Annotated in this window: 12 protein-coding genes and 1 pseudogene; 4 read left to right on the top strand and 9 right to left on the bottom strand. The window is 62.5% G+C overall.

Annotation, left to right across the window (positions count from 1 at the left end):
* Nucleotides 1-65: 65 nt before the first annotated feature.
* The 3 genes from AC07VG_RS18380 to AC07VG_RS18370 form a co-directional block, all read right to left on the bottom strand.
* The gene (locus AC07VG_RS18380) at nucleotides 66-2,810 is read right to left on the bottom strand and encodes an RHS repeat domain-containing protein (protein WP_495021647.1); all 2,745 of its coding nucleotides are present in this window, start codon (nucleotides 2,808-2,810) and stop codon (nucleotides 66-68) included.
* A 76-nt stretch (nucleotides 2,811-2,886) separates the two neighbouring features.
* Nucleotides 2,887-5,295 carry a Tc toxin subunit A gene (locus tag AC07VG_RS18375; protein ID WP_495021646.1) on the bottom strand — a complete coding sequence of 803 codons (2,409 nt, stop codon included), beginning with the start codon at nucleotides 5,293-5,295 and terminating at the stop codon, nucleotides 2,887-2,889.
* A complete protein-coding gene (locus tag AC07VG_RS18370) occupies nucleotides 5,292-9,653 on the bottom strand; it encodes a SpvB/TcaC N-terminal domain-containing protein (RefSeq protein WP_495021645.1) in 4,362 nt (1,453 codons plus the stop codon). The genes AC07VG_RS18375 and AC07VG_RS18370 overlap by 4 nt, the downstream gene beginning before the upstream one ends.
* A gap of 395 nt (nucleotides 9,654-10,048) precedes the next feature.
* Here AC07VG_RS18370 and AC07VG_RS18365 point away from each other — a divergent pair, with 395 nt between their 5' ends.
* Both AC07VG_RS18365 and AC07VG_RS18360 read left to right on the top strand, forming a co-directional pair.
* The gene (locus AC07VG_RS18365) at nucleotides 10,049-10,450 is read left to right on the top strand and encodes a thioredoxin domain-containing protein (protein ID WP_495001037.1); all 402 of its coding nucleotides are present in this window, start codon (nucleotides 10,049-10,051) and stop codon (nucleotides 10,448-10,450) included.
* Nucleotides 10,451-10,459: 9 nt separating this feature from the next.
* Complete coding sequence (locus AC07VG_RS18360; RefSeq protein ID WP_495001038.1) at nucleotides 10,460-11,284, top strand: SDR family oxidoreductase; 825 nt, start codon at nucleotides 10,460-10,462, stop codon at nucleotides 11,282-11,284.
* Between the two features lie 20 nt (nucleotides 11,285-11,304).
* Here the strand turns inward: AC07VG_RS18360 and AC07VG_RS18355 are convergent.
* From AC07VG_RS18355 to AC07VG_RS18335, 5 genes and pseudogenes are all read right to left on the bottom strand, one after another.
* Nucleotides 11,305-11,610, bottom strand: a pseudogene (locus tag AC07VG_RS18355) (DUF6124 family protein); the annotation flags it as partial.
* 466 nt (nucleotides 11,611-12,076) lie between these two features.
* Nucleotides 12,077-12,937 carry an efflux RND transporter periplasmic adaptor subunit gene (locus AC07VG_RS18350; RefSeq protein WP_495001039.1) on the bottom strand — a complete coding sequence of 287 codons (861 nt, stop codon included), beginning with the start codon at nucleotides 12,935-12,937 and terminating at the stop codon, nucleotides 12,077-12,079.
* Between the two features lie 10 nt (nucleotides 12,938-12,947).
* On the bottom strand, nucleotides 12,948-13,148 hold the full coding sequence (locus tag AC07VG_RS18345; RefSeq protein WP_040064387.1) for a DUF1656 domain-containing protein: 201 nt from the start codon (nucleotides 13,146-13,148) through the stop codon (nucleotides 12,948-12,950).
* Nucleotides 13,138-15,324 carry an FUSC family protein gene (locus AC07VG_RS18340; RefSeq protein ID WP_495021644.1) on the bottom strand — a complete coding sequence of 729 codons (2,187 nt, stop codon included), beginning with the start codon at nucleotides 15,322-15,324 and terminating at the stop codon, nucleotides 13,138-13,140. The genes AC07VG_RS18345 and AC07VG_RS18340 overlap by 11 nt, the downstream gene beginning before the upstream one ends.
* A 10-nt stretch (nucleotides 15,325-15,334) precedes the next feature.
* Nucleotides 15,335-16,846 (bottom strand): efflux transporter outer membrane subunit, encoded by a 1,512-nt coding sequence (locus AC07VG_RS18335; protein ID WP_495021643.1) that lies wholly within the window; start codon nucleotides 16,844-16,846, stop codon nucleotides 15,335-15,337.
* Between the two features lie 206 nt (nucleotides 16,847-17,052).
* Here AC07VG_RS18335 and AC07VG_RS18330 point away from each other — a divergent pair, with 206 nt between their 5' ends.
* Both AC07VG_RS18330 and AC07VG_RS18325 read left to right on the top strand, forming a co-directional pair.
* Complete coding sequence (locus AC07VG_RS18330) at nucleotides 17,053-18,009, top strand: LysR family transcriptional regulator (RefSeq protein WP_495001042.1); 957 nt, start codon at nucleotides 17,053-17,055, stop codon at nucleotides 18,007-18,009.
* Between the two features lie 178 nt (nucleotides 18,010-18,187).
* On the top strand, nucleotides 18,188-19,162 hold the full coding sequence (locus AC07VG_RS18325; RefSeq protein WP_495021642.1) for a 2-hydroxyacid dehydrogenase: 975 nt from the start codon (nucleotides 18,188-18,190) through the stop codon (nucleotides 19,160-19,162).
* A 17-nt stretch (nucleotides 19,163-19,179) separates the two neighbouring features.
* Here AC07VG_RS18325 and AC07VG_RS18320 read toward each other — a convergent pair whose 3' ends face one another.
* Nucleotides 19,180-25,521, bottom strand: coding sequence for an NEL-type E3 ubiquitin ligase domain-containing protein (locus AC07VG_RS18320; protein WP_495021641.1), 6,342 nt, complete (start codon nucleotides 25,519-25,521; stop codon nucleotides 19,180-19,182).
* Nucleotides 25,522-25,526 lie beyond the last annotated feature (5 nt).

Genomic DNA, 25,526 nt, shown 5'->3' with positions numbered 1-25,526 from the left:
CCGCACCACTGTGCGGGAGCGATCATCGTTCAGTGACTCGAAAGCCAGCACAACGCCCGGCGTATTTAAGTACGATAAATGCGCTCATGTCTTCTATTAAAGACTGGACGACAATGGACGGCGTAAACATCTGTTATTTCAGGACGATAGATTTCGATCGCCTGGAAGACCTCCTCGGTATAAGAACTTACGCCAGGCGGCACATAGATAATGTCGTAATGTTGAGTCGGCAAAGACATATCTCCCTCCTCGGCAAAGGTCAATCGATAGCGTTGGGTGATATCGGCGTGTGTGATAGTCTCTACGGGCTCAGGCAGGTCGCCCTGTGATATGCCCCGGCTATTTTCCAGGAGGCGACGGGCAACACCTGATGATGTATCTTCACCGTGCAGTCCGTAGTAGTGCAACTTTTTACCCTCGGGAATCTGAATGGGCGCGGCGAACTTTTTCATATGCGTCGAGAATCCACCGTGGGAAACCAATATGGCTTCTGTTGCACCTCTCATCAGGGATTTTATGATCACTCCGTTGTGATTGAAAATCCTGGCGGCTCGTGTGCCCAGAAAATTCGATGCTACTTCGCGCGCTATCCCGGCAAACGGCTCATGCCATTGTTCCCGAGCTACCCGGCTAATAAGTTCATCTGCCCCCACGAGTGCTGGATTCAAAAAACCACTTTTTAACTCATCGTCTTCACTGGCGAGTTGCATTCCGGAGGCAATCTCCATAAGCCTTAACTCCAGAGGGAGTTGATCACTCGTTCCGGCGACCATGTGCATCGCAATTTCAAGCGCTTCCTCTGCGGTCCGGGGCGGCCTCAACCCCAAAATATCTATTTGCGTCGATGGATTTCCTCCGACAAATCGATACAAATTCAGCCCATCGATATTGCCAGCCGGATCAGGGCTAATCCATCGCTGCAACCACGCTGCGTAGTACCTGAACCCATAATAATAAAGCCCCGTCGCATCCCGTTCCTTGCCCGAGTAACGCACGGTCTTGTAACTGGCCTCCACTTCACTTCGTCCGGCAAACCAGGCCGTAGTGCCATAGGGATGATAGGTCTCCTGGCTGATCACCTCGGCGTCACCATCCAGCTCCAGACTGCTGGAGCCCAGATGGTCGGTCAGGTTGTAGCGGTATTGATCATTGGCGACTCCAGACGGCGGTGTCGTTTCCCAGTGCAGCACCTGCATGGCACTGCGTCCAGCCTGCACCCCGATCACTTGCAACACTTCTCCGGTGCCCGCACGGGTGCGGATTTCCAGGCCCGGCAAGTAGCGGACTTCCGAGATCAGCGAACGGGCGTTGGTTTGGATGGAGCGGACTTTGCGTCGCCGCAAGCCATCGCCGCCGTACACATACAACTCCAGATCATCGTCAGCATCGTCACGTTCGACTGGTCGCACCTCACGCAACTGATTGCGTAGATCCCAGCTCATCGCCTGCCCCGGTTGCAGGTCCAACAGGTTACCGTTACCGTCAAAAGCGGCAGCAATTTCCTCTTCGGTGGGGGGCCGATCATTTTGCTCAGGCAAACAGCGATTGCTGTAGCGTGCCGCCGTCAGCTTGCGGCTATGGCTTTGCGGGCCGACATGGATCAACTCCAGCAAATTCCCACCCGCGTCGTAGTGGTAAGTTTGATGGTAGTTGCCAACTGCGCCCGGATCGTCGAAGCGATTGAATCCCGGTCCTCGGCTGGCGCTACCCGCCTCCCAACCGGTGGCGGTGATCAGTTGGTAGAGGGTGTCATAGCCATAACGTTTGATCGGCTCAACCCGCTGGTTGGCAAAGTAGCGGATCGGCAAGGCGGCATCTTCGATACTCAACACGTTGCCCACCGGATCGTAGTCATAGTGCAGATCTTGCAGAGGATCGCTATTGCCGGGCCGGGCCTGAAGATGAAGCAGGCGACCGTCTTCAGATCGATACCTCAGTGTACTGATCACACCGTTACCGGCGGTCTCTTGGTCGACCTGGCCGTAAGCGCTGTAACTGATACCACTGACCAGGGTTTGAGGCGTTGCCTGACCGTTGAGTTGCAGACGAGTGGCAAGCAATTGACCGTCAACGGTGTAATCGAATAGTTGTCGATTGCCCTTGGCATCGGTCTGTTCCAGCACATCGCCCAGCGGGTTGAAGCGTGACGAGGTGGTCGCTGCTTGCGCCACGGGCTCCAGCAGCGAATCCCGCTCCGGCAGCCCTGACGGCCAATCGGGTATGTCCAGCGCGCTCAGGAATCGCTGGGTCTGTTCAAGCACTCCGCCCGTCAAGGCGTACTCGTCCAGTGTCTGAGTACCCGCAGGATCATCATGTCGAATCAACTGTCCGCATTGATTATGAGCGGCGAAATCGTCACTGCCATCGGCATACTCATAGCGCTCGGTACAGCGCGAGGCCTCACCTTCGCCCTGTTCGAAGATCGCCAACGGTCGCAGCAGATCGTCGTACTCGATCTGCCGCTCACTGCCCCGACTGTCCCAGGCTTGGACCAATTGATCCCCATCGCCAAACAAGCTGATTCGCTCTCCGGCGTCGACACTGATCGAACTCAGTACCTTTCCAGACAACGAATAACGATTGATGAGGTTGACAGGTGTCTCCGTATCTTCCGCACTCAACGCCCACAGCCGGGGATCCCACTGTTGAATCAAGCGTCCCATCGCGTCATAGGCACTGCGATCGACCCGCTCTTCTGCCTCCGTCAGCTCAACAGAACGGCAATAACCGACCGAACGCACCGTGAGCCCGCGTGGGTCAATCACCGTCAGCGTCGGTGTATGAGTGTGAATCCCTTGCGCAGCAGACATCGCCTAGTCCCTCGCTTGAAACCTACCCTGATGGGGATCTGCCGCGTTCAGACGCCAACGTGCCACCCTCCAATTTTCAGGATGAGGTAGGCCAGTAAAAAGTAGCCTGAACGAGCCCCTCCATCAGCAAGGCTTCCTGCGCACCGCGAGCGCGCATGATCATATTGCACAGCTGGGGGAGCAGACTCTCCGCTGGCAGCCTGAGATCCCCCAGGATTCCAGTCACTTTGCTCCTCAAAGCCTCTTCAAAATCCTCTTCGGTTTCGCCCCGCAGATATTTGACCAGGCCCTTGGCCGCCGGTGAAGTTTCACCCGTCTCGATAAAATCGCGCCATTGCTCGAACCAATTGATGCCAACAGTGGAAAACACCTCCCGGTTGTTATCGTCGAGTTCAACCGACACACGGCTTTCAGGCGCGCCGGCTTCGACAAAACTGCTGTCACTGATCAGCGCCGCCGCCAGGCGCGAGTGCATCTGGTTCAGCAGATTGAGCTCGGCCTCGCTGGCCACCGGTTTGGTCAGGGCCGGCAGCACCAGCCGGCACACCTGGCCGACGGTCCATTTATGTTCGAGCATCCAGGCCCGGGCCTCGACCAGGGCATGGATCGTACTCAGGGTGTCGGTGTTACCGGAAGTCTGATAAGAGGCGATATGGGTCGGCCCGGCCAGCTTTGATACCAACTGGCTGCCACCGTTATCCAACAGTTCGAGCAGCGCCAGCGCCTCGATGGTGGTCAACCCCAGGTAATGGGGCAACCGAACCAGACGGTAGAACGCCGATACCACCCCGGCATTCCAGCGCAAGGGCTCACCGGCGTATGACAGCTCGATAACCTTCGCGGCAAAACGATACATCTCGAAGGTCATGCCCAACGCGGCGCATAGATGATCGATTTTCTGCCGCTCGGTCTCGTTCCGTGGCGTGATGCTGAACGCCTCCCCATCCAGGATCAAGGGGCTGGGAAACAGCGCCTGGCTGTTGAATATCTGGTCGAACTGAGTAGGCTGCTTGCCCCTGCCATGCACGGCCAGCCCCTGGAGCAAGGCGGCAAAATCGTCGACGCTGACCTTGTAGTGCGTGCGCAGGTTCTGGAACAACCCAAGGGCGCGCAGGGTGTCGGTGGTGATCCGGTAGTCCGGGCTTTTCCGCTCGGCGCGAATCGAGGCCACCAACAGACGGTCGACCTGGTCGAACGGCAGCTTGAGCCACTGCGCCAGGCGGATCATGCGGTTAAGCCGGTCAAAGCGGTCCAGGGACCCATTGACGATCTGATGGCTGGGACCGTTTTCATCGTCGCTCGTCGTTTCAATGGCCATGGCCGGGCTGGTACCGGCATTGACGTACACCGAACCGAATATCGCACCATCCACCTTGCCCGAGGCGATGAGATTGGCCGACGAATAAGGCGCGTAAGCCCCCACGGAGAGTAGCGATTCGAGCTCTTCGGTCTTCAACCCGGTGTGCAAGCAGAAGGTCTGGGTATCGAGCAACTTGAAAAAGTCGCCCTCGCCAAAGTTGTCCTTGAAAAAATTATCGGGATCAGTGTCGGTGGTTTCGAACAGATGAGTTCTGGGGTTGATACGCGCCAAGGTGAAGGCTGCCCCGGGTTCGGACTCTGGATCGACTTCGTCGACCTCCGGAAAAAATGGGGCCTCCAGCAAAATCCCCTGTTGCACCGGCCCCAAGCCGGTGTCCTGCACCAGCGCAATGTCCGAAAGCTGCGAATGCGCCCCGCCTTCCTTGAAATAGGGATAGGCCGGATCGGTGCAGCGGATAACGTCTCCGGGCAGGCGCTCCTTGCGCTGCAAGCAATAGTTGATCTGCTGCTGATAACGCTCGTAGGGCAAGGTCATGGGGTAACGCACATCCAGCATGACATCATCCAGCGAGCGCTCGTCGCCAAAGCCGTCCAGATAACGGCGCGCCGAGGTTTCCAGGATTTCATTGACCAGCACCAGGGTCGGCTCGACCCGCTCAAGGGCGGTGTGATCAAGCAGCATTTCCGCCAGGTCCGGACGGCGATCGGCCAACAATATGCGATTGCCCTGCCCTTCCCCGGGGGGACCGCTCTGCTCGATTTTCTGCACTTCGCGGTACAGGTCCGCCAGGTAGGCTATGGGTGAGGTCGTGGCTTCGATGGCATCCGTTGGGCAATGGTTGGCCCAGTCCGGCCGGAAGAGGTCGTTATAGGTCGGCGCATCCACCAGCCCCCGGATTCCGGAACCGGGTTCGAAGGCCCGACGGATTGCCGTGGTCAGGCGCTGTTCGCGAAACTGCCGGACCGTAATGGCGCTGATGGCCCTGGCCTGTTCATGGATGGCCCGCGCTTCGCTGATATGCAAGGTTCGGTCGGTGTCCATCAACTGTTGCAGCGAACCGTTGGCGATCTCGAAGACCGAGTCGTAATGCTCCGCCAGTGTGTTGCTCCTGCGGAGTTCGGCCTGGCCCAACAACTGCAACAGTGAACTGGGTTTATCGTTCATTGCCCGTCTCCCGTCGAAGGCGACTGACCCGTTGAGGGTTGTTTGTTTGCCAAGGACTCTTCCAACGTATCGTTTTCATCCTCAGCAATCCCGTACCAGCCCAGGTAACGCTGGCGACGCCAATAGCCCATGGCGGTCACGGTCAGGGTCGGCCGGCCCAGGGGGTCGTAGAACTGCTGGTCGCAATAACCGAAGCGCCGAAACGATTCATCGTTGATATAGCGATAGCCATCGGCGAAGTACGGCCGGTAGACGCGCACCGCCAGGCCCTTGTTGTTGTATTCGACCCGTTCGCTGACCCGCCAGCGCTCGGCGGCCGGCGCGCTCACCGGTCGGTCGCCGTCGAGCACCAGGCTGCCGTCGTCGGCGATCTGGTAGGCCGGGCCCGGCTCGACCTTCTGCTTGCTCTGCAGGGCCCGGCCAAAGCCGTCCCAGCACTGCACGGCGATGCGGATCTTGCGTCCGGGATTGTCCGGCGGCCGCGGGTAGCGGTCGGCTTGCAGGACCGCGGCATGCACCGGCTCACGACGCCGCATCCAACTGAACGCATCGCGAAAACAGGCGCTGGCCGCGCCCTGCAATGCCGCCTCCGGATCGGCGATGGCTTCGGCGGGCAAACGGGCAACCGGCTGGTACTCCTCTATCGGATCGAAACCGACCTCGCTGCCGCTTTCGCTGCCATGGAAGCTGCTGACCGACAGTTCGCCAAAACCATCAAAGCGGGCCTCCTGGATGTTCTGGTTCGGATCGACGATTCGACGCGGCAACAAGAACCGATAGTCCACCTCGGCCACGCGAGTACTGCATCCGTCGGCCGTGGTGACCCGGATCGGCAGGCAGTAATACGGATCGAACTCGATGCTCGTCGGCCCCTGGCTTTCAGTGGGCCGGGCACTGAGCAGCCGATAGAAACCCTCCAGCCCGGCATAGGTCATAAAGCCCTTGCGAGTCGAACACAGCACTCTTTCCGGTTCCGCCGGCAACAGGGCATCCATGGGCCGATAACCGAGCCCAGGCAGTTTCCTCCACAGTTCCTCGGGACTGAGCACCGACTCATACGCCCTCAGCGCCGCCTCATCCAGTTCGGCGGAGTCCAGGTAGTCAGCCAAGGCCTCAAAGCTCGCCTGCCCCGCCGGCAGGGTCTGGCCGTCATGCTGATAACGCTGCTCGGACAGCTGTGTCAGCATTCGCCTGTATTCAGCCGTGGGTCGCGCATTGAGACGGTCGAACATCACCTCATGGGAAATATCTTCCGGTCGTAATGCCACCTTCGACAGCACCAGCGCGTTGCTCCGCGACCGGTAGGGCAAGCCCAGACGGCAAGCCTGCGGGTCATCCAGGTGAATGAATTGCGCGCGGTGTTCGTTCAGGTAGTAAAAACGCTGCGCGTCATCGTGGGCGGCGCGCCACCAGGTCTGTTCATGGGCTTCGCTGAACGGCGGTTCATCGCCGATCTCCTTGCGCCGGGCATAGTCGACCGTCACCTCATGGGTCAGTCCACCATAACGGTCCCACCTCAGGCTGATGTGGTGTTGGCACAAAGGATCGTCCGGCTGGCGCTCGTAGGTGTAGGCGATGGACTCCAACTCCAGCGGCTGCATCCGGCAGTAAGGCTGGTACTCGTCGCGCACCTGCCACAGGCGCACGGCATAACGGTATTGCTGCACCGAGTAGGGCTTGGCATGCAGCGGGTCGGCGCCATCCAGGCCGAAGACTTCGACCCGCAACGGCAAGCCGGCCATGGCGTAGGCCATGTCATGCTGGGTCGCGTCATCGGCGTGGCTGATGATCTCGTCGGGATCGTCGCCTTGCGGCGCCAGCAGCAACGCCGTCCCCAGGACCTGGGCCGCGCCGTCCGAATGGTCATAGTCCAGGCCCGGCAGGTCCGCCGCGCGCCCGCTGTGGAACCAACTCTTGCGCAGCACCGGTGCGGTAAAACCGGTGCGCCACTGTTCGTCGCCGGTGACTTCGCTGTCGCCTTGCAGCACCAGGCCAAAACCACGGAACTCACGCTCCTGGCCATCGTAAAAGCCCTGTCGATACTGAAAGCGCTGGGTCAGCCGATTGCCGGTGATTTCATCGAACTGGTGCTGCTCGACAGCCACCGGCAGCGGAAATGGCACGTAACTGGCGACCTCCAGGCCCGCCGCCAGCAACGCCTGTTTCTCATCCAGCCATTCCTGCGCCGAGCTGCGATAGATCACCTCGCCCGCCGCGCCCATATTGTTATGGGTGCTATGCAGCAGATAGGGTTTGGCCTGGACGAAATCGCAGCGCCAGTGCTGGGGTTGCATATGTGGGCGGGTGATCACCAGGCTGGAGCAGCCGAGCCCTTGCAGATCGGCAGTGCTGACCTGGCACAGCCGGTCATATCGCACACCCGGCGGCCACGGCTGGATCCGCGGGGTGCTTTCAAAGCCCATGCCGGCGCGGTTCATAAAGATCTCGGCATGTTCACTGGTGAGGTAGATCAGGTCCGCCGCGCCGGAGCCATCGAGGTCGGCCAGCAACACCCGCGAGGCGTCGAAGGACTCATAGGTATAGGGCAAACTGCCAAGGCGAAAGCCCGGGTCGAAACGGCCATGACCGCGGTTGGGCCAGCAGACGATTTCGTTATGGCGTATGCGCACCAGATGCTGCTGGCCGCTACCCAATACATCGCTGAACGCCACCAGTTCGGTCTGTGCCTGACTCAACAACGGCAGACGATCTTCGGGAGCGGTTTCGACGAAATGCGCGACATCCTTGCCCGGGGCAAAACCTTCCTGTCGGCGGTTGGCATACAAGCGCACGCTGCGCGGGCCGATCAGGGCCAAGTCCGAAAGGCCGCCGCCCATCAGGTCGGCCAGTTGGCTTTGCGGGTGGAAGAACTCCAGGGGGAACGCGGCAAAGGTGACGAACCTCGACCAGCTGCGATCCGGGTTGAGGGTGAAAAATCCGCTCACCCCGGGTTGCGCCATCACCCAGTCCAGCCGGCCATCGCCGGTCAGGTCCATCAGCGCCTGGCGCACCGGCTTGCGGCTGTCCATCAGCGGGATGGCATCCAAGCGTTTCCACGAGTCGTAGCTCACCTCGTCGGGACTTTCCGCCGACTGCGCGCGCAGCGGCTCACGGTAGTACCAGGCCTTGTCACTGCGGTAGAGCACGCCCGGCAGGCCCTCGCCATACAGGTCGACCAGCTGGTATTGCTGGCCGTCGTTGAGGCCGGGCATGGCATCGAATGCTTGATAGTCACTGTGCTCGGGTTCAAACGCCGAGTAGCTGAACGCCACCGGCGGGCGCGACTCGATGCGCCCTTGCTCGTCGTAACCTTGCTGGTGTGCGGCGGACAGCAGGTTGTAGCCCAGTTCGGTGGTCCGGTATTCAAACAGCAAGCGTTGCACCAGCAGCGGTTCGCTACCCAGCTCGGCGAACTGGTGGAACATCAGCACCTGCCGGCACAGCCGCAGGTTGCCCAGCAGGAAGCCATAGCCGTAGGTCGCGAACGGGTCGCTGCGCACTGGCCACTCGCCTGTCGGCTCGTAGGCGGGGATATCCTCCACCCCGCTGTCGCGCTCGCCGTAATCGAAGACCAGATCGAAGTGCCAGAGCACTTGCTCCAGCTGTTCCGGCATCCAGTGGTAGAGGTGCGCGCAGGCCTCGAAATTGCCGTAACGCACCCGGCTCAGATAACACTGGGCACGAAAATCGCGCGGCGTATCTTCGGGCATACCGGCATGGTCTTCGCCGGCGTATTCATAAAGGATATGTTCGCCGAGGGCGTTCAGGCTTTCTTCCAGCAGCCACTCGCCGACACGCAGGTGATCCTCCAGATCGGTACTGCGTGACGAGCTGTTGAAACCGTACAGGTGCAAGGTGCCATCGGCGCCGTGCACCAGCCAGAACCCCGGGTAGTCATCCGCCGAACGCCAATGTTCGATGCGCTCGAACGCGCCTTCGATACGCGGAAAATAACGCGCCACCTGGTAGTCGGTGCCCAGCTCCAGGCCCTGATAGCTGCGCACCGGGGTACGGATGATCACCCCGGCGGCGGTGCGCTCCGGCATCCAGACCATGCCGTCGGGCCCGAGCATGACATCGTCATCGGTGTAGTCCGGCACGCCCTTGCTGGTCCGCCGCGCGACGCAGCCCAGGGACAGCACCCAGCCGATCCCGAACAGGCTGTTGCCCACGCTGCTGCCATAACCCAGTGTCAGGGCTGGGGCAAAACCGCGTCCGGGAGAGATCGGTAACGGCAGGTCGAAGGAGGCCTTGCCACTGGCACCGACCTCGCCCCAGCCTTTGCCGATGCTCTGGATGGCACCGCCGCCCTTGGGCAGTGAAGGAGGCGTGATGCTGAAGCTTTCTTGTGGGTCCATCGCCGGGCTCCAAGCGGGTCTGCTGGGAGCTAATGTGGGCGCAATAGGGGGGAGCGATCTACTGTCAGAACTGACAGTTTTTTAGTGATTAACGAAATAAGAAACAGCCGAACCGGGCATATCCCCGCCACTACGAACGATAACGCGAAACAATAACGATCCTATTACCGACAAAGACCAAGAGAAAAACGACCAGTCCACGTCACCGTCGCCCCTCGAATCAAGAACACAATCCATTGATTTTATTGTAAAAAAGTCGAAATCTCGGCATTCAGGCCGGTCCTGACCTACAGTGATATCACTTTGACACCCGTCATTTCTGACAGGTTACATTGGATCACATTTGGCGTTGAATACCCCCCAACACCGAAACATAGGGCGGCAGGGTAACGAGCATGAAAGGGACGAGCACGGTCATCGAGATAAAAACTCGACAAGCGTTCAGAGCGGAGTTGGGCAGCCTCGAGGTTCCATTGATCCGCCCTCGACCGGCCGTGGTGCTGGTCTACAAACGCGACTGTCCACCGTGCGAACGACTCAAACCGTTGCTTGAAGCCCTGGCCGCGGGCCCATACCAGGAGCGGGTGGCGTTCTATCAGATCAGTTATCCGCTCTTCAAACTGTTCCAGCCGGAGATCAGGATCGAGTATGTCCCGGCCCTGTTTTTCCTCGATGCCCACGGCACCCAGAGCCTGACGTACGGCACGCAAAAGGATGAGATAAAGACCGGCCTCGATACACTCATTTTTGTTTCGAACGGGGTATTCTCGGAGGTCTTCGACTCCCAACCCCACTAAGGATGTGCCATGCCCGTTGCCCTGATCACCGGATGTTCCAGCGGCATAGGCCGCGCGTTGGCGGATGTGTTCCAGCAGGCGGGCTACGAGGTCTGGGCTTCGGCGCGGCGGGCCGAAGATGTGGCGGCGCTGGCCAGTGCCGGCTTCACCGCCGTAAAGCTGGACGTCAATGATGGCGAGGCCCTGCAGGCATTGGGCGAACGCATCAATCAGCAGTGCGGCGGCCTTGATGTGTTGATCAACAACGCCGGTTATGGCGCCATGGGGCCACTGCTCGACGGCGGGGTCGAGGCCATGCGCCGGCAATTCGAAACCAATGTGTTTTCCATTGTCGGGGTGACCCGGGCGATGCTCCCGGTATTGCGCCGCAGCCGGGGTTTGGTGGTGAATATCGGCAGTGTCTCCGGGGTGCTGGTGACGCCGTTCGCCGGGGCCTATTGCGCCTCCAAGGCGGCGGTGCATGCCTTGAGCGATGCCCTGCGCATGGAGCTGACGCCATTCGGGATCCGGGTGATGGAAGTGCAGCCCGGGGCCATCGACACAAGCTTTGCCAAGAACGCCGGGCATGAAGCCGAGCAGTTGATTGGTGAACAATCGCCGTGGTGGCCGCTGCGCGAAGGCATTCGGGCGCGGGCCAATGCTTCGCAGAACAATCCGACGCCAGCCGCCAGCGTGGCCGCCGATTTGCTCAAGGCCGTGCGGCAAACCCGGCCGCCGCGCCTGTTGCGCCTGGGCAATGGCAGTCGGGCGCTGCCATTGATGGCCGGGTTGCTGCCCAAGGGCTTGCTGGAAAAAGTGCTGATGAAGCGGTTTGGCTTGAACGCACACCTGTAATGCCCATTCAACACCGAATCCATCCAGCGCTGGGCCAACTCGATCAGGTGCACAACCCCCATCGCCACCTGGCGGTTGGAACCGGTCTGGTTGTCGGCGTGTTCATAGGCCGTGGCCGCTGCCGATTGCAGGACGGAGTAGGCGTTGACGAGGGCGTCTTCGCGGCTTCTGCTCTCGGGGAGACGGTAAGTCGATGAGTTGACGGCAGAAGATTTCGGACGCGGATACGGCCCCAGGTCGTAGTGCGCGAAAGCACGGTCGGCGGCTTGGGGGTCGATGGTTTCGGCGCTGGTTGAAAGCGGCGGGTTGGGGGTGATCTTGAACATAGCGAAAAGCTCCAAGTGCATGTTTGGGAGCCGTCACCATCGCTGCTAAACGAGAGGGTGGCAGCCGTACGCAGGTTAGCAGACCGGTGCACTAGGAACCCGGCGCGCCGCGAGGCGCCCTGCGCACGACCACCATAAAACAGGGCCGAAAAAAAGCGCCTTGCTGAAGGTGGCGCTGTGCGCCTAGTTACACGACGAGCTGCTAAACCCGGCCACTGAATTGGCAGTGACGAAATCAAGCCTAGTCGCGCAATCAGGCACAAACAAGCGCCCGGGATTTTCTAGGAAATTTCACTCAATGGAAAGCGAGTTGTCTTGCTGGCCGAAGTTAACCCCAAAGCTTTAGCGCTCTGGAGGGCCTCTTCGCGGGCAAGCACCGCTCCCACGGGTTCTCAGTCGTACGCAATATTCAGGTACGACTCAAGACTGTGGGAGCGGTGCTTGCCCGCGAAGCTTTTAGCGATTTTCAGGCCCCCACCGGCTTGACGATCACCGTACACGTAATCCCCGCCGCCAACAGCACCCCGTCTGGCACCTGATCGATATGAATCCGCACCGGTACCCGCTGCGCCAGGCGCACCCAGTTGAACGTCGGGTTCACATCGGCGATCAGCTCGCGGCTCTCGGGGTTGTCACGGTCGTAGATCCCCCGCGAGATACTCTCCACATGCCCCTTGAGCACCTCGCCGCTCATCAGTTGCATATCTGCCGGATCACCCACCTTCAAATGCGGCAACTTGGTCTCTTCAAAGAACCCATAAACCCAGAACGAATTCATATCGACCACCGCCAGCTTCGCCTCGCCGATCCGCGCATAGTCACCGCGATGCACATTGAGGTTGGTGACATAACCGTCCACCGCCGCCCGCACTTCGGTGCGCGCCAGGTTCAACTGCGCCGCCTCCAACTGCGCCTGGGCCTGCTGGTAATCAGCCAGCGCCGCATCGGCGGTGTTGCTGGCGTCGTCGCGGCTTTCCTTGGAGATCACCAGGTTGTCCAGGTCGGCGCGGCGATGGGCATTGAGCTTGCGCATCTCCCAAGTGGCCTTGCGCGAGTCCACCAGCGACTGCGCCTGCTTGACCGCAAGGCGGTAGTGCTCGGGGTCGATGCGCATCAGCAGGTCGCCCTTCTTCACCTCCTGGTTATCACGCACCGGCACGTCCACCACTTCACCGGTGACGTCGGCGGCGACGTTGATGATGTCGGCGCGCACCCGGCCGTCGCGGGTCCAGGGGGTTTCCATGTACTGCACCCAGAGGAATCGGCCGATACAGATCGCAAGGGCCAGGACCAGCAAGGTGGCGATCAGGCTGAAGAGCTTTTTCATCAGGTCGTTCTCAACGGTAGACAGTGAGCGCCAAAGCGCCGAACAAGCAACAGAACAGGCTCAGGCGCAGTAGCGCCGGGTGCCAGAAGAAGCGGTACAGGTCATGGCTGGCGATAAACCGGTCCAGCGCCCAGCCCAACCCCGCCGCGATCAGGAACATCAGGGTCATGGTCGGCATATAGACGCCGTGGAAGGCGATTTCACGGGGCATGGGGATTTCCTTGGGCACGGCCCAGCTCGGCCAGCGGGGATTGCGGGTCCAGCAACGAGGTGCGGATAAAGTGCAGGTAGCTCTGTACCCGACGCAGGGCCGAGGTGTCGAAGTGCCGGGCAAAGGGTTCGTCGGTGGCCTGAACCCGGCTGATGGCATGGTCCACCGCCACCAGCCCACGCTCCAGATTGCTCGCGTTAGGCTGGATAAACAGACGCACCAGCGCCCGGCCCATGACCCGGATCGACTGGCGCCACGGCTGCGATTCGGCATACGCCGGGTGCACCGGCAGGATCGCCTGTTCCTTGCGCAGCTCGATAATCGCGTGGCCGACTTCCAGCACCACGAACATCCAGCGCAACAACTGGCTCTGCACTTTCGGCTGCCCGGCGGCCAGGCCGTAGGCTTGGTGCAGCAGGTCGCGGGTGCCGCTTTCAAAGGTTGAACCGAGGCCCTTGAGCTTGCCGCTGATGGCGAACACCACCTGTTCGCGCAGGTCCTGCTCCAGCCGGCGCCACAACCAGCGGCTGTTGGGCGGCAGGATGATCGCCCCCGCCGCCGCGCAGACCAGCATGCCCATGACCATGGCGATGTAGTCATTGATAAAGCTGTAGGGGTTGTAGATCGTCAGGTTGTCCGGCACCGAGCCGGTGCTGAAGAAGATCAACAGGCCCAGGCCAACACCCGCGTACGCCGGGCGCGAGGCGAGAAAGGCGCCGAGCACGATCACCGGCGCGAGCATCAGGCACAGCAGCGGGAAACCGTCGATCCAGGGAAACACGAAGAACATCTCGACAAAGCCGATCACCGCGCCGAGCAACGTCCCGCAGGCCATCTGGAAAGCCATGCGTTTGGGGTTCGGCGTGGCCGCGGAAAGGCCCACGGTGGCGGCGGCGATCAGGGTCATGGTCGCCCCGCTCGGCCAGGCGGTCGCCACCCAGTAGCTGCCGAGCACGATCAGGATAAACGCGCCGCGAATGCCCGACGCCGAGGCGGCCAGCCAGTTGGTTTTCGGCACATAGGGCTCGTCCCACTGTTCGCGTTCGTGGTGGTGATCGGCCAGGGACGCATGGGTCAGGGCGTAGCTGTGCAGTTCCTCGACAAAGCGATAGAGCAGTTCGTAGGCGGTGTGGAAATCCAGCAGGTCGGCTTCGCTCGGCTCACTTTCCAGGAAACTCGCCCGCAGGCTGCGTACTTGCTCCGGCAGCCCCAGTTTGTAGTCGGCCAGGCGGCTGGCCAGGCGCTGGGCATCGGCGTCGGTCAGGGCGCGGCCAGCAAAGTCATCGAGCAATTCACCGAGGCTGGGAAAGCCCGGCTCGATGGCCGCCAACACCTCGACCCGAGCGCGACTGCGCAAGCGCTCAAGCAACTGGTGCAGGGCGTTGAAGCGGGTGGTTAGGGTCATGAACTCGCTGTTCAACCGGTTCAGCCGACCATTGCGCCGGCGCATGTGCGGGTCCTCGAACACGGTGACGCTGCGCAGCCCTTCCAGGCCCACCGCCTGGGCGATAAAGCCGACGTTGGCGGCTTCGAAGGCGGCCTGCGGGTGGCGGCCGCGCAAGCCGGCGCTGACAAACCCGGCGAACACTCCGAAGCGCTGGTAGAGGGCATTGCGCATGGCGGCGCTGGAGGTCTGCGGCAGGATCGCGGCGCTGACCAGGGTCGAGCAGAGAATCCCCAGGGAGATTTCCAGCACCCGCCACATTGCCGCCATAAAGGCCCCTTCCGGATGGGCCAGGGCCGGCAGGCCGACCATCGCGGCGGTGTAGCCGGCCAGGACAAAACCGTAGGCGCGGAAGTTGCGGTTGCGTTGCGCGCCAGCCGAGCAGAGGCCGATCCAGATCGCCAGCGCGCCGAGAAACAGCTCGGTGTACTGGGCGAACAGGGCGATCAGCGCCACCATCACCGCGGAACCGGCCAGGGTGCCGAGGAAGCGGTAGAAACTCTTGGCAAACACATGGCCACTCTGCGGCTGCATGACGATAAACACGGTGATCATCGCGGTGCGCGGCTGCGGCAATTCCAGGCGCATGGCCAGCCACAGGGTGAGGAAGGCGGCGGCCAGGACCTTGAAGATATAGATCCAGGTCACGCCGTCGCTACGGGCCCAATCGAAGAAACCGCGACGCCATTCCAGGGAGTACAGCCAACGCACGGGGGCGGGCAAGGGGGTCATGACGCGGTTCTCAGTGATCAAAGGCGGCCAGCACGGCCGCAGGTTTGTGCGCCACGGCGCGGCTCTCGGCCGGTACATCGTTGCCCGCGCCTAAGCCGCCCCCCAGTTCGGTGATGAGCTCGGCATGGGCACTCAGGCGCGCGGCCTCGACCTGCTGCTCGACCTGCTGCTGATGAAACAGCAGGGTCTGGGCATTGAGCACATTGAGGTAGTCGGTCAGGCCACGCTGGTAGGCGATCATGGCGATGTCGTAGGTTTTCTGCGCCGAGGCCACGGACTCGGCGGCGAACACCTGCTGCTTGTCCAGGGACTCACGGCGGATCAACTGGTCGGAAATACCCTTGAGGGCATAGACCAGGGTCTGGTTGTATTTCGCCACGGCGAGGTCATAACCCGCCGCCGCTTCGCCCAATTCGGCGCGCAGGCGGCCGCCGTCGAAGATCGGCAAGGACAGCGCCGGGCCGACGCCGTAGTTGAATTTCTTGCCGCTGAGAAACGTCAGCAGGCCGCCGCCGGTGGCCATGTAGCCGAGGTTGCCGAGCAGGTCGACGTTGGGATAGAAGCCGGCGTGGGCGACATCGATACCACGCGCCTGGGCCGCCACTTGCCAGCGGCTGGCGACCACGTCCGGGCGCTGGCCGAGCAGTTGCGCGGGCAGGGCCGAGGGCAATTTCAAGGTGGTGTGCAGGGACAGCGACGGCCGTTGCAGGCGCGCGCCCTCGCCCGGGCCGACGCCGGCCAGGGCCGCCAACTGGTTGCGGCTCAGGGCGATCTCTTCGTCCAGCGCGTCGAGCTGGCGATGGGTTTCCGGCAGCGGCGTCTCGGCCTGACTGACTTCGAAATGGGTGCCGAGGCCGCCGTTCAGGCGTTTTTGCGCCAGGTCGAGAATCTGCATCTGCTGCTTGCGGGTGGCTTCGACGATATCGCGCTGGGCGTACTGCAACGACAGCTGGATATAGGCGTGGACGATGCTGTTCTGCAATTCGAGCCGAGCCTGGCGCGCTTCGGCGACGCTCATATGGGCCAGGTCCACGGCCCGTTCACTGGCATTGCTTTCCCGACCCCAGAGGTCCAGGGAATAGCTCAGGCCCAGGGCGGCGTTGTTGTCCCAGGTGGTGGTGCTCGCCAGTTCGCCGGGGCCGTAGAACGGGTCGTTGGCCCAGTTATGCCGTTTCAGCGCGGCGTCGCCCTTGATCTGCACGGACTCGGCGGACTCGGCCAGCCCCGCCAGGGCCCGGGCCTGGCGCACGCGGGCGGCGGCCATGGCCAGGCTCGGGCTGCCTTGCACGGCGCGCTCGATCCATTGGTCGAGCTGGCGGTCGCCATAGGCTTGCCACCACTGCGCCACAGGCCAGTGCGCGTCGCGCTCGGCACTCTGGATCGCCTGGTCGGTAAGCAAGGTGTTGGCGGCGAGGGGCTGGCCCTGTGGGGCAATACCTCCGGTTCCGATGCAGCCGCTGATAGCCAAGGATAAAGCCCAAACACTGAGAGCCTTCAGCTCTCTGCTGATGCGACGCGGCACTGCTGCAAATTCCTGGGGTGGGGAGAAAAGCGGTTTCCCGTGGGCACAACACTGACCTGGGGGAGCAATTCTAGAGGGCGGCCTGTCAGACGATAAGATGGCCTTTCTGTGAAGCTTTGTTACCGTTAACGCGATAATCCCTTGGTCGAATGCCCATCCCCCTGTTACTTCGTGTCACAATTTGCCGTCACCCCAGAGAGCACCCCATGGACACTTTGCAAAATATGCGCGCCTTCAGTTGCGTGGCCGAAGCCGGTAGCTTTACCGCCGCCGCCGTGCAACTGGACACCACGACGGCCAACGTCTCGCGCGCGGTCTCGGCTCTTGAGGCCCACTTGCAAACCCGCCTGCTCAACCGCACCACCCGGCGCATCGCCCTGACCGAGGCCGGCAAGCGCTATTTGCTGCGCTGCGGGCAGATCCTGGCCTACGTTGAGGAAGCCGAAGCCGAGGCCAGCGACGCCCATGCGCGGCCGGCCGGGCAGTTGAAAGTGCATTCCATGACCGGGGTTGGCCAGCATTTCGTGATCGATGCAATTGCCCGTTACCGCAAGACCCACCCCGACGTGACCTTCGACCTGACCCTGGCCAACCGCGTGCCGGATCTGCTCGACGAGGGCTATGACGTGTCCATCGTGCTGGCCAGCGAGTTACCGGATTCGGGCTTTGTTTCGCAGCGTCTGGGGATCACCTACAGCATCGTCTGTGCCTCGCCGGCCTATGTGAAAGCCAACGGTTGCGCGCAACGGCCGAGTGATCTGCTCAACCATGCCTGCCTGCGCCTGGTGAGCCCGGTGATCGCCCTGGACCGCTGGGCTTTCGATGGGCCGGATGGGCAGGAAGCAGTGAACATTGCCACCTCGCCGTTTCTGGTCAACTCCGCCGATGCGATGAAGGCGGCGATCATCAGCGGCATGGGAGTCGGCGTGTTGCCGGTGTATGCGGCGATCGAGGGGCTGCGCAATGGCAGCCTGGTGCGGATGATGCCCAGCTATCGCTCGCAGGAGCTGAACCTGTATGCGATCTATCCGTCGCGGCAGTACCTGGATGCCAAGATCAAGACCTGGGTCGAGTACCTGCGAGGCTCCTTGCCGGAGATCCTCGCGGCCCATCAGGCCGAGTTGGCGGCGTATGAGCTGAAAAACGTACGTATCGCCAACTGAAATGTAGGTGCGAGCTTGCTCGCGATGGGCGTCAACGATAACGCGGGGCATCTGATACCCCGCGGTGTCTGGACCACCATCGCGAGCAAGCTCGCTCCTACAAAGTCAGAATCCAGCGCACAAATCCGGCGAAAAATGATAGCGTGCTTTGCATTCCCGCCGTTCGATGAGCCCTGCGATGAAAAAAACCGTACTCGCCTTCAGCCGCATCAGCCCCGCCATGGTCGAGCACCTGCGCGAAGATTTCGAGGTGATTGTCCCGGATCCCAAGCGCGGTGATCTCAACGCTCAGTTCGACGCCGCCCTGCCCCACGCCCACGGCCTGATCGGCGTCGGCCGCAAACTCGGCCGCGCCCAGTTGGAAACCGCCGCCAAGCTCGAAGTGGTCTCCAGCGTCTCGGTCGGCTACGACAACTATGACCTGGCCTACTTCAACGAACGCGGGATCCTGCTCACCAACACCCCCGACGTGCTCACCGAAAGCACCGCCGACCTCGGCTTCGCCCTGTTGATGAGCAGCGCCCGCCGCGTTGCCGAGCTGGACGCCTGGACCAAGGCCGGGCAGTGGCAGGCCAGCGTCGGCCCGGCCCTGTTCGGCGGCGATGTGCACGGCAAGACCCTGGGTATCGTCGGCCTGGGCAATATCGGCGCGGCCGTGGCCCGCCGTGGTCATCTTGGCTTTAACATGCCGATTCTCTACAGCGGCAACAGCCGCAAGCCGGAACTCGAACAGCAACTCGGCGCGCAGTTGCGCAGCCTCGACGCCTTGCTCGCCGAGTCCGACTTCGTGGTGCTGGTGGTGCCCTTGAGCGACAAGACCCGCCACCTGATCAGCCATCGCGAACTGGGCCTGATGAAGTCGGATGCGATCCTGGTGAACATCTCCCGTGGCCCGGTGGTGGACGAGCCGGCGCTGGTCCAGGCACTGCAAAACGGCACTATCCGTGGCGCCGGGCTGGACGTCTACGAGAAAGAACCACTGGCCGAGTCGCCGTTGTTTCAACTGAAGAACGCCGTCACCCTGCCACATATCGGCTCGGCCACCCACGAAACCCGCAAAGCCATGGCCAACCGAGCGCTGGCCAACCTGCGCAGCGCCCTGCTCGGCGAGCGGCCACGCGATCTGGTCAATCCCCAAGTGTGGAAGGGCTGAGTCACCACGAGGCCGGGCTAATCCTGCCCGGTCTCGATATTGGCCGGTATCAGCCGGGACAAGGCCTCACGCGTCAATCCGCGTAACCATTCGTCACGCCGCCTCAGATACTCGCCCTGCAACGCCTCGCCACGCTCGCGATACTCCTGGGTGTTTTCTCCCTCCAGCGCGGAATAGTCGAAAAACTCACCGAAGCGCGCGTCATGCTCGGCAAGATGGCTGTCCTTCATAAACCCCTGCCACTGGCTGTTGCTCATCAGGATATTCTCCAACCCTTGCGTTTTCTCGGCGTGAAGAATGCGCTGGCGCATCGGATCCAGCACCCCGAGTTCAAGGTCCGTCACGACCACATCGGCCAGGAACAGCGGCGGCAGCTCAAGGTCCCCGAGGCGATAGGCATAGGCCCGAAAACGTGCCTCAGGGTCCGGCACGTTCTGCTGGCGCACCTCCTCGGCCAGGGTGAAAAAGCGGAATTTCCCCCGCACCAGGCCAAAGAGCACTTGCTCCGCCTCTTGAATATCGGCCTTGCCCCGGGCGAGCGCATAAAACGCCTCCAGTTCCAGTTCCCGGAAGACATCAAACGGCAGCGCATCCTGCAACCCGGTGTAGTGGACGATATCGAACTGCCGGTCGCGCAGTTCGGGGTCGCGTGAAGCCGAGGTGAGGACAAACTCCAGGTGCTCGATCAGGCCCTGGCGAACCGAATCCCAGGCCTCCAGATACAGATCGGGAAGCGTGGCCAGTTTGCTGAAGAAGCCCAGGAATTCCTCGCCGTTCTCGGCAGCCAGGCGCTGCCAGGCCTCGGTCAGTGCCTGGTTGCGGTTTTCGGTACGACTCCATAACCACAGCTCGAGCCCCTCCAGGTCAGGCACATCGAAACCCAGACGCGCATGGGGATGGCTCAGTTTGAAATACTGCAGACGTAGCCGCGCATCGTTTGACAGCGGGTTGTCGGCCAGGGCAATCGCTGGCGGTTGCCGGCCTTCGTCAGGCGCGACCGCCAGGGACTCGAACACCCGCCCGGGAATGTCGCGGATAAGGTTATCGCCCAGGTTGGCCTGTACCAGGTGGCGCAACCGCTCGATGCCGTCCGGCAGGGTCTCTATCCGGGTCTGATGAAGGTCAAGTTTTTCCAGCAGGTGCAGCTCGCCGAGCGCGGGCGGATGGCCGAGGGGATTGTGGCTCAGGTCCAGGTGCACCAACTCGCTCATGCCGGACAGGCGTTGATGGCCGCCCACGGGAAAGACGATCCGGTTATCCCTCAGCGTCAGCCAACGCAGATCCCGCAGCGGCCCCTCCAATGCCGGGAGATCAGTCAGGCGGTTATGGGACAGATCCAACTCCTGTAGAAACGAAAACTTGCGCAGAAACTGGTCGAGAAACACCGGTGCTTCCAACGCCATGTCACGCATCAACAATTGTGTGACGTGAGAAAAATCCGCGCTCACCGGCAACAGCGGAAAGCGCTTCACCTCCAGGTTATCCAGGTTCAGTTGGTAGCCGCTGTCCCCATTCAAATGCGGATAGGCGTACAGGACTTCCCGACGCCAACACTGCTTGAGCCGTTTCGCCAGCTGATACAGATGCGCCGGTCTCTCGGGATGGTAGGCCGTCTGGCGCCAGCGCTTGAGATGGCCCCTGAGGGTATTCAACTCGGCACCGCGCTGCTGGATCAGCCCCTCGCGGCTGGCCAGATCGCCAGCCAAGCGCTCCAATTGTTGCAGCGCTTCGTCATAGGAATAGCCCGAATACAAGGCGCGGAAACGCTTCAATTGCCGGCCCTGTCGACCTTCGCCACCACTCAATGAGTAGCCGATCCGGCCATCGGCCAGGCGTTGCGGCGGCACGAAGCCGGGGATCTCGGGGCGCATGCCCAGCAGCCGTTTGGCTCGCCCGCGCTCGCCGACCGCCGCCCGCGCCAGGTCACGCCGCAACTCGCTGGCAAAACCGCTGGGCACCAGCGCCGTGCGCGCCGTTTCCGGCAGCACGGCGACGATCGCCGGAAGCAGTTGGTGGCTCGCCGGTGGCAGGCGATTGCCCGGGCCGGTGGCCGCTGCGTAGCCCGCACGGGTCTTGACGATCAGCGCGCGCCGCGCCGCCGCGTCAGCGCCGACGCTGTCGAGCAACGGCCCGCTCGGCGAGTTTTCGCGCACCTCGATGCGCAGGTCGTCCGGCCAACCCGGCAGATATTCCAGCAGGTGCAAGGCCAGGCGCTCGGTGTCGGGGTTGATCAGGCTGTCGACCTGGAAACCTTCCAGCGCCCGCCCGAGCCGGACATCCTGAATCCACCAGCGCGCTTCTTCGGCCATGGCCAGGGGCAGCTTGCCGGTTTCGCGCAGGCCCCGGCGCTGTTCGCTGTCGGCGCGCTCGACGATATCCCGCGCCACCCGTTCCGGCAGGCTGGGGAACAGCCGGCGAAGCAGCGCGGTCGACGGCTCGCTGGCGCTGTCCCGCGCCCGATCCAGCGCATTGCCCAGCAGGGTCTTGAGTGACTGCGCGTCCTCGCTGGTTTTTTCACTCAGCACCCGCACGCGGCCCTGATCATCCATGTCCCCCGCGCCGAAAAGCGCCACCCGCTCCTGTTGGTTCAGTTGTTCCAGCGCCCGGCTCAAGACCTTGTCGAGGCGGCGACTGGTCCCCAGCCGATCCAGGCTATAGCCGACGCGGACATGGTTGTCGACCCGCTCCAGGGTGTCCATCAGCAGGCCCGGTGCCCGCGAGCGAGTCACGTGGACTTTGCGCAACTGGTCCTCGCTGACATCACAGATCGCCATCAACTGCCGCGCCAGCTCATCGGGTTGCGCCGCCGCCCGATGGCCCAGACGCCGAAACAGCTTCAGTCCTTGCCACTCCAGCGGCTGCTCCTGTTCATGCCACCAGGCACCGGCGCCGTTATGCTCAAGCTCCAGTCGGTAGGCGCCGGGCAAGCTCGGATGCTCGATGCCCCACTCGTCGAAGCGCGGGTCATGGTCGACCTCGAACACCGCGTCATCCAGCGCCAACCAGGTCTTATCCCGCCAGCGATACAGTCCCAGCGCGTCGGGCTCCAGCTCCGCGGGCAGGCTGAGGGATTGCCGGTAGCTGTCCGCCGAATCGTTCCAGGGGCGTATATCGCCGTCGTCGCTACGCCGCTCGGTCAAGGCATCACCCACGTCGCGCCGCAGGATCGCGACATTGTCGGCACTGGCATCCTGGATCCCCAGTTGCAGCTGCTCGCTACGGCTCAACGCCGTATTGAATGCCTTGTAGAAGCTGTCGGTGCCGGGCAGGACCGGACGTTCCACCTGCCGGACCGTATCGAATACCGCATAGCGCCCCTGGCCATGATGGCGCAGCAGTACCCGCTTGCTCGCCGACTCCTCGACAACCGCAGTGGTGTTCGCTCCCGGCTCGACCTCGCCGATCTCCAGGGTCACTCCCAGTTTGTCTTGCAGCAGCGCCGTCATGCCTTCGCGGGCCCAGGCATCCGTCGATGCATTCCAGGCCCGGCGCTGATAAATGCCATCGAGCGACTGTTCCAGGCGCAGGCTTCTGGCCGCTTGCGCCAGCGCACGGCGCGGGCCTTCCGGCAACTGGCCGGTTTTCAGGAACGCGCCACGTTCGGCCGGTGACAACGGATGGCTACGCAACCATTCGGCAACCCGCGCCGGGGACAGGTCCGGGTGCAGCAGCAGGGCCTGGTCCAGCACGGCCGGGCGCGGCGCCCGCGCCACCGGGAGAAAGCGGCGCAGACCCGGCGCCAACTCCGGCCGCTCGGAGCGGGTCCGCGCCGGATAGCGGCTCAGCACTTCGAACAGCGGCAGTTTCTCACTGATCGCCAGGTCACCGACACGGCGCCGGAGGATCGCGACCTGGCTCGAGAACGCCTGGCCAGGCGCGGCCGGCCGCCGCAACGCCGCCTCGGCCGGCAATAATCCGAGAATCAAGCCGAGCGGTCCCAGCTGGTGATCGGCGATCGCCTCCGGCGCCGCGTGATCGACGTAGCCGCCATCTTCCAGGCGGCGTAGCGAGAGGGTCTGGCGGTGTTCGGCCAAACGGTCTTGTTTGCCGTAGGCCTCCAGCAACCGACCCTGCCGATCATAAATGCCCAGGGCCAGGTCGTCCGGCCAGTCCGGCAATTGCGTCAGCGCCGAGAACAGCGCCCGGTCGCCTTCCTCGGGTAACGGTTGTCGCGATGCCAGCGGTGCGGTCACGGCTTGCAGGGCGCGGTCGGTGTTATGCCGTTTGACGGTATCGACCAGCGCGGCCGGTGCCGGCTCACCCGCCCAGACCTGCTGCAGGGTCTGCGAGGTGGTGCCACTGATCCGGCTCAGGCGGGTCACTTCGCCACGGCTCAGCGGCCCGCAGGGCAGCAGCCGCTCGCCCAGTTGCGTCATGCTCGGCGGCTCGATTTTCGCCAGGTCCAGCTGCCAACGCGCAAGGCCCGGGTCGAAGCTGACCACCGGACGGAACAGCGTCGCGTCCGGATGCACCAGTGTGTGTTGCCGGGCCAGCGGATCGTATGCCAGCTCGAACGCCCGTGACTCGCCCTCGACCGACAGTTCGGCGTATTGCTTGCCCTTATATTCGATCACCCCCGAGGCCCGGGGTTTGGCACCATGCAACAGGCCGATCTTCACACTGACATAACGGTCCAGCCGCGACGCCCAGAGGGCATGCCCGCCCGCCACCTCGACCCGGTGCACGGCGCCCAGGCAACGGCTCAGTTCCCGGTGCCGGCGTATCGACACTTTCACCGCGTGGCGATGCAGGCCCGCGCTGATCAACAGGTTGCCGATATCCACCACCGACTGGGCCAACTGCATCGGATGGCCCTTCGCCGCTTCCGTCAGGCCCTGGATGAAGTTGTAGCTCAGAGTGCCGAACAGGGCGATCTGCACCACCCGCCCCAGGCCACGCGCACCGCCCGGCACCGGCAGCAGCAACAGGCCGAGGACTTCGTCCATGACCGCGCTGACGCCCTCGATGAAGGCCTGCAGATCCTTCACCGAGCGCTCCACGGCCAACTCGTTGAGGTTCTGCCGGTCGCGTTCCAGGTAGTAGTCTTTCAGGGCCTGTGCCGGCGTCGTGGTCAGCGCCTGGTAACGCCACTTGAGGTCCTCGAGCAGCGGCGCCGGAAACACCCAGTGAAAGGCATCGTACAGCCCGCTGTACACCGCGTTCATTCCTTCCGGTCGTTCGTGGGGGCGGGCGATATCGCGCACGATCGCCTGGGCCTTGATGCTCAATGGTGCCAGGAACCAGTTGAGGCGCTGTTGCGCATTGTCCTCCTTGAGCTGGCGCTTGAAGTCAGCCTCGAACGTCGGCCGGTCGCGGTGATAGCGCAAGGCGCCGCCCAGCCGATTCGGGTAGTAGCTGAACAGCCCGTCGAACTGTTCGAGTTCAAAGGTCAACAACGGCAGTTCGAGAAAACTGGAAAACAGGTCGCTCTCGCCGAAAAGAACCGTACGCAACTGATGGCCGGGGTTGAGGCTTTTCAGGAGAGTGACGACGACACTGTCCTTGAGCTTGATCGACACGGCTTTGACCGTGACATTTTGCGGCGCATTCCACAAATCGTGGCGCAGGCGGCTGAACGGCGCGTTGCTCACTCCGGTCAGCGCGCCGTTGCGATACGCCTCATAGGGACTGAAACGGATCTCGGCCCAGGCCACCTGCTCCAGGCCCCGGCTCAGTTCGCCGTCCTTGTCCAGGGCCTTGTCGACGCGCGCCTTGAGATCACGGCCCAGATCCAGTTCACGGGCAATTATCACGAAGCTGCGCACCGGCATCAGGGTCCCGGTGCTGATCTCCCCGGGTGGAAAACCGCGCTGGTAACCCGGCCCCGCTTCCTGGCTGATCCAACTGGCGCGCACCTGGGTCGAGGCGAACAGATCGCCGAAGCCATAGTTCAGGCAGGCCGCCTGCCACAGCGACAGGCTGTAGACATGAGCCAGGGGCGCATCGGGGTCGTAGGCGCGTCGGCCGCGTTGGCCCGGCACCCAACCCGCGCCGTCCTTGAACTCCATGTGCAGAGTATGGATATAGGTGTTTTTCGGGTCCAGGTCCTTGCCGGTGCGCTCCCGCAGTTTGTCCCGCAGGGCTTTCAAACCGTCCTGTTCAAAGGCGCGGGCGAGCTTGCCGTTGGCAAGCTCCACGGCCCGGTTCATCTGGGTGAGGTAACGGAACAGGCTGGCGTAGGTCAGCTTCTCGACCTCGTTCAGCGGTTGCATGGCCGCATCGGAAACAGCCAGCAGGTGCTTGCCGATATCGTCGAGCCGCCAACTCTCGCGGGAATGGAGAAAGTGCGCCTGCTCCTCGAGAAGATCTGAGGGGGCAGGCTCGACGCTGGGGTCGGCAAGGGGTGGGGAGTCGTCCATGGCTG

This window comes from Pseudomonas sp. GW821-FHT03C07 (assembly GCF_059420925.1).
This window is presented reverse-complemented; position numbering and strand designations above follow the sequence as displayed.

What these genes read in the sequence shown, in the direction of transcription:
- AC07VG_RS18350 (WP_495001039.1), bottom strand. Translation starts at nt 12,937, where the DNA reads ATGAAAAAGCTCTTCAGCCTGATCGCCACCTTGCTGGTCCTGGCCCTT.
- AC07VG_RS18380 (WP_495021647.1), bottom strand. Translation starts at nt 2,810, where the DNA reads ATGTCTGCTGCGCAAGGGATTCACACTCATACACCGACGCTGACGGTG.
- AC07VG_RS18340 (WP_495021644.1), bottom strand. Translation starts at nt 15,324, where the DNA reads ATGACCCCCTTGCCCGCCCCCGTGCGTTGGCTGTACTCCCTGGAATGG.
- AC07VG_RS18330 (WP_495001042.1), top strand. Translation starts at nt 17,053, where the DNA reads ATGGACACTTTGCAAAATATGCGCGCCTTCAGTTGCGTGGCCGAAGCC.
- AC07VG_RS18375 (WP_495021646.1), bottom strand. Translation starts at nt 5,295, where the DNA reads ATGAACGATAAACCCAGTTCACTGTTGCAGTTGTTGGGCCAGGCCGAA.
- AC07VG_RS18360 (WP_495001038.1), top strand. Translation starts at nt 10,460, where the DNA reads ATGCCCGTTGCCCTGATCACCGGATGTTCCAGCGGCATAGGCCGCGCG.
- AC07VG_RS18345 (WP_040064387.1), bottom strand. Translation starts at nt 13,148, where the DNA reads ATGCCCCGTGAAATCGCCTTCCACGGCGTCTATATGCCGACCATGACC.
- AC07VG_RS18365 (WP_495001037.1), top strand. Translation starts at nt 10,049, where the DNA reads ATGAAAGGGACGAGCACGGTCATCGAGATAAAAACTCGACAAGCGTTC.
- AC07VG_RS18370 (WP_495021645.1), bottom strand. Translation starts at nt 9,653, where the DNA reads ATGGACCCACAAGAAAGCTTCAGCATCACGCCTCCTTCACTGCCCAAG.
- AC07VG_RS18320 (WP_495021641.1), bottom strand. Translation starts at nt 25,521, where the DNA reads ATGGACGACTCCCCACCCCTTGCCGACCCCAGCGTCGAGCCTGCCCCC.
- AC07VG_RS18325 (WP_495021642.1), top strand. Translation starts at nt 18,188, where the DNA reads ATGAAAAAAACCGTACTCGCCTTCAGCCGCATCAGCCCCGCCATGGTC.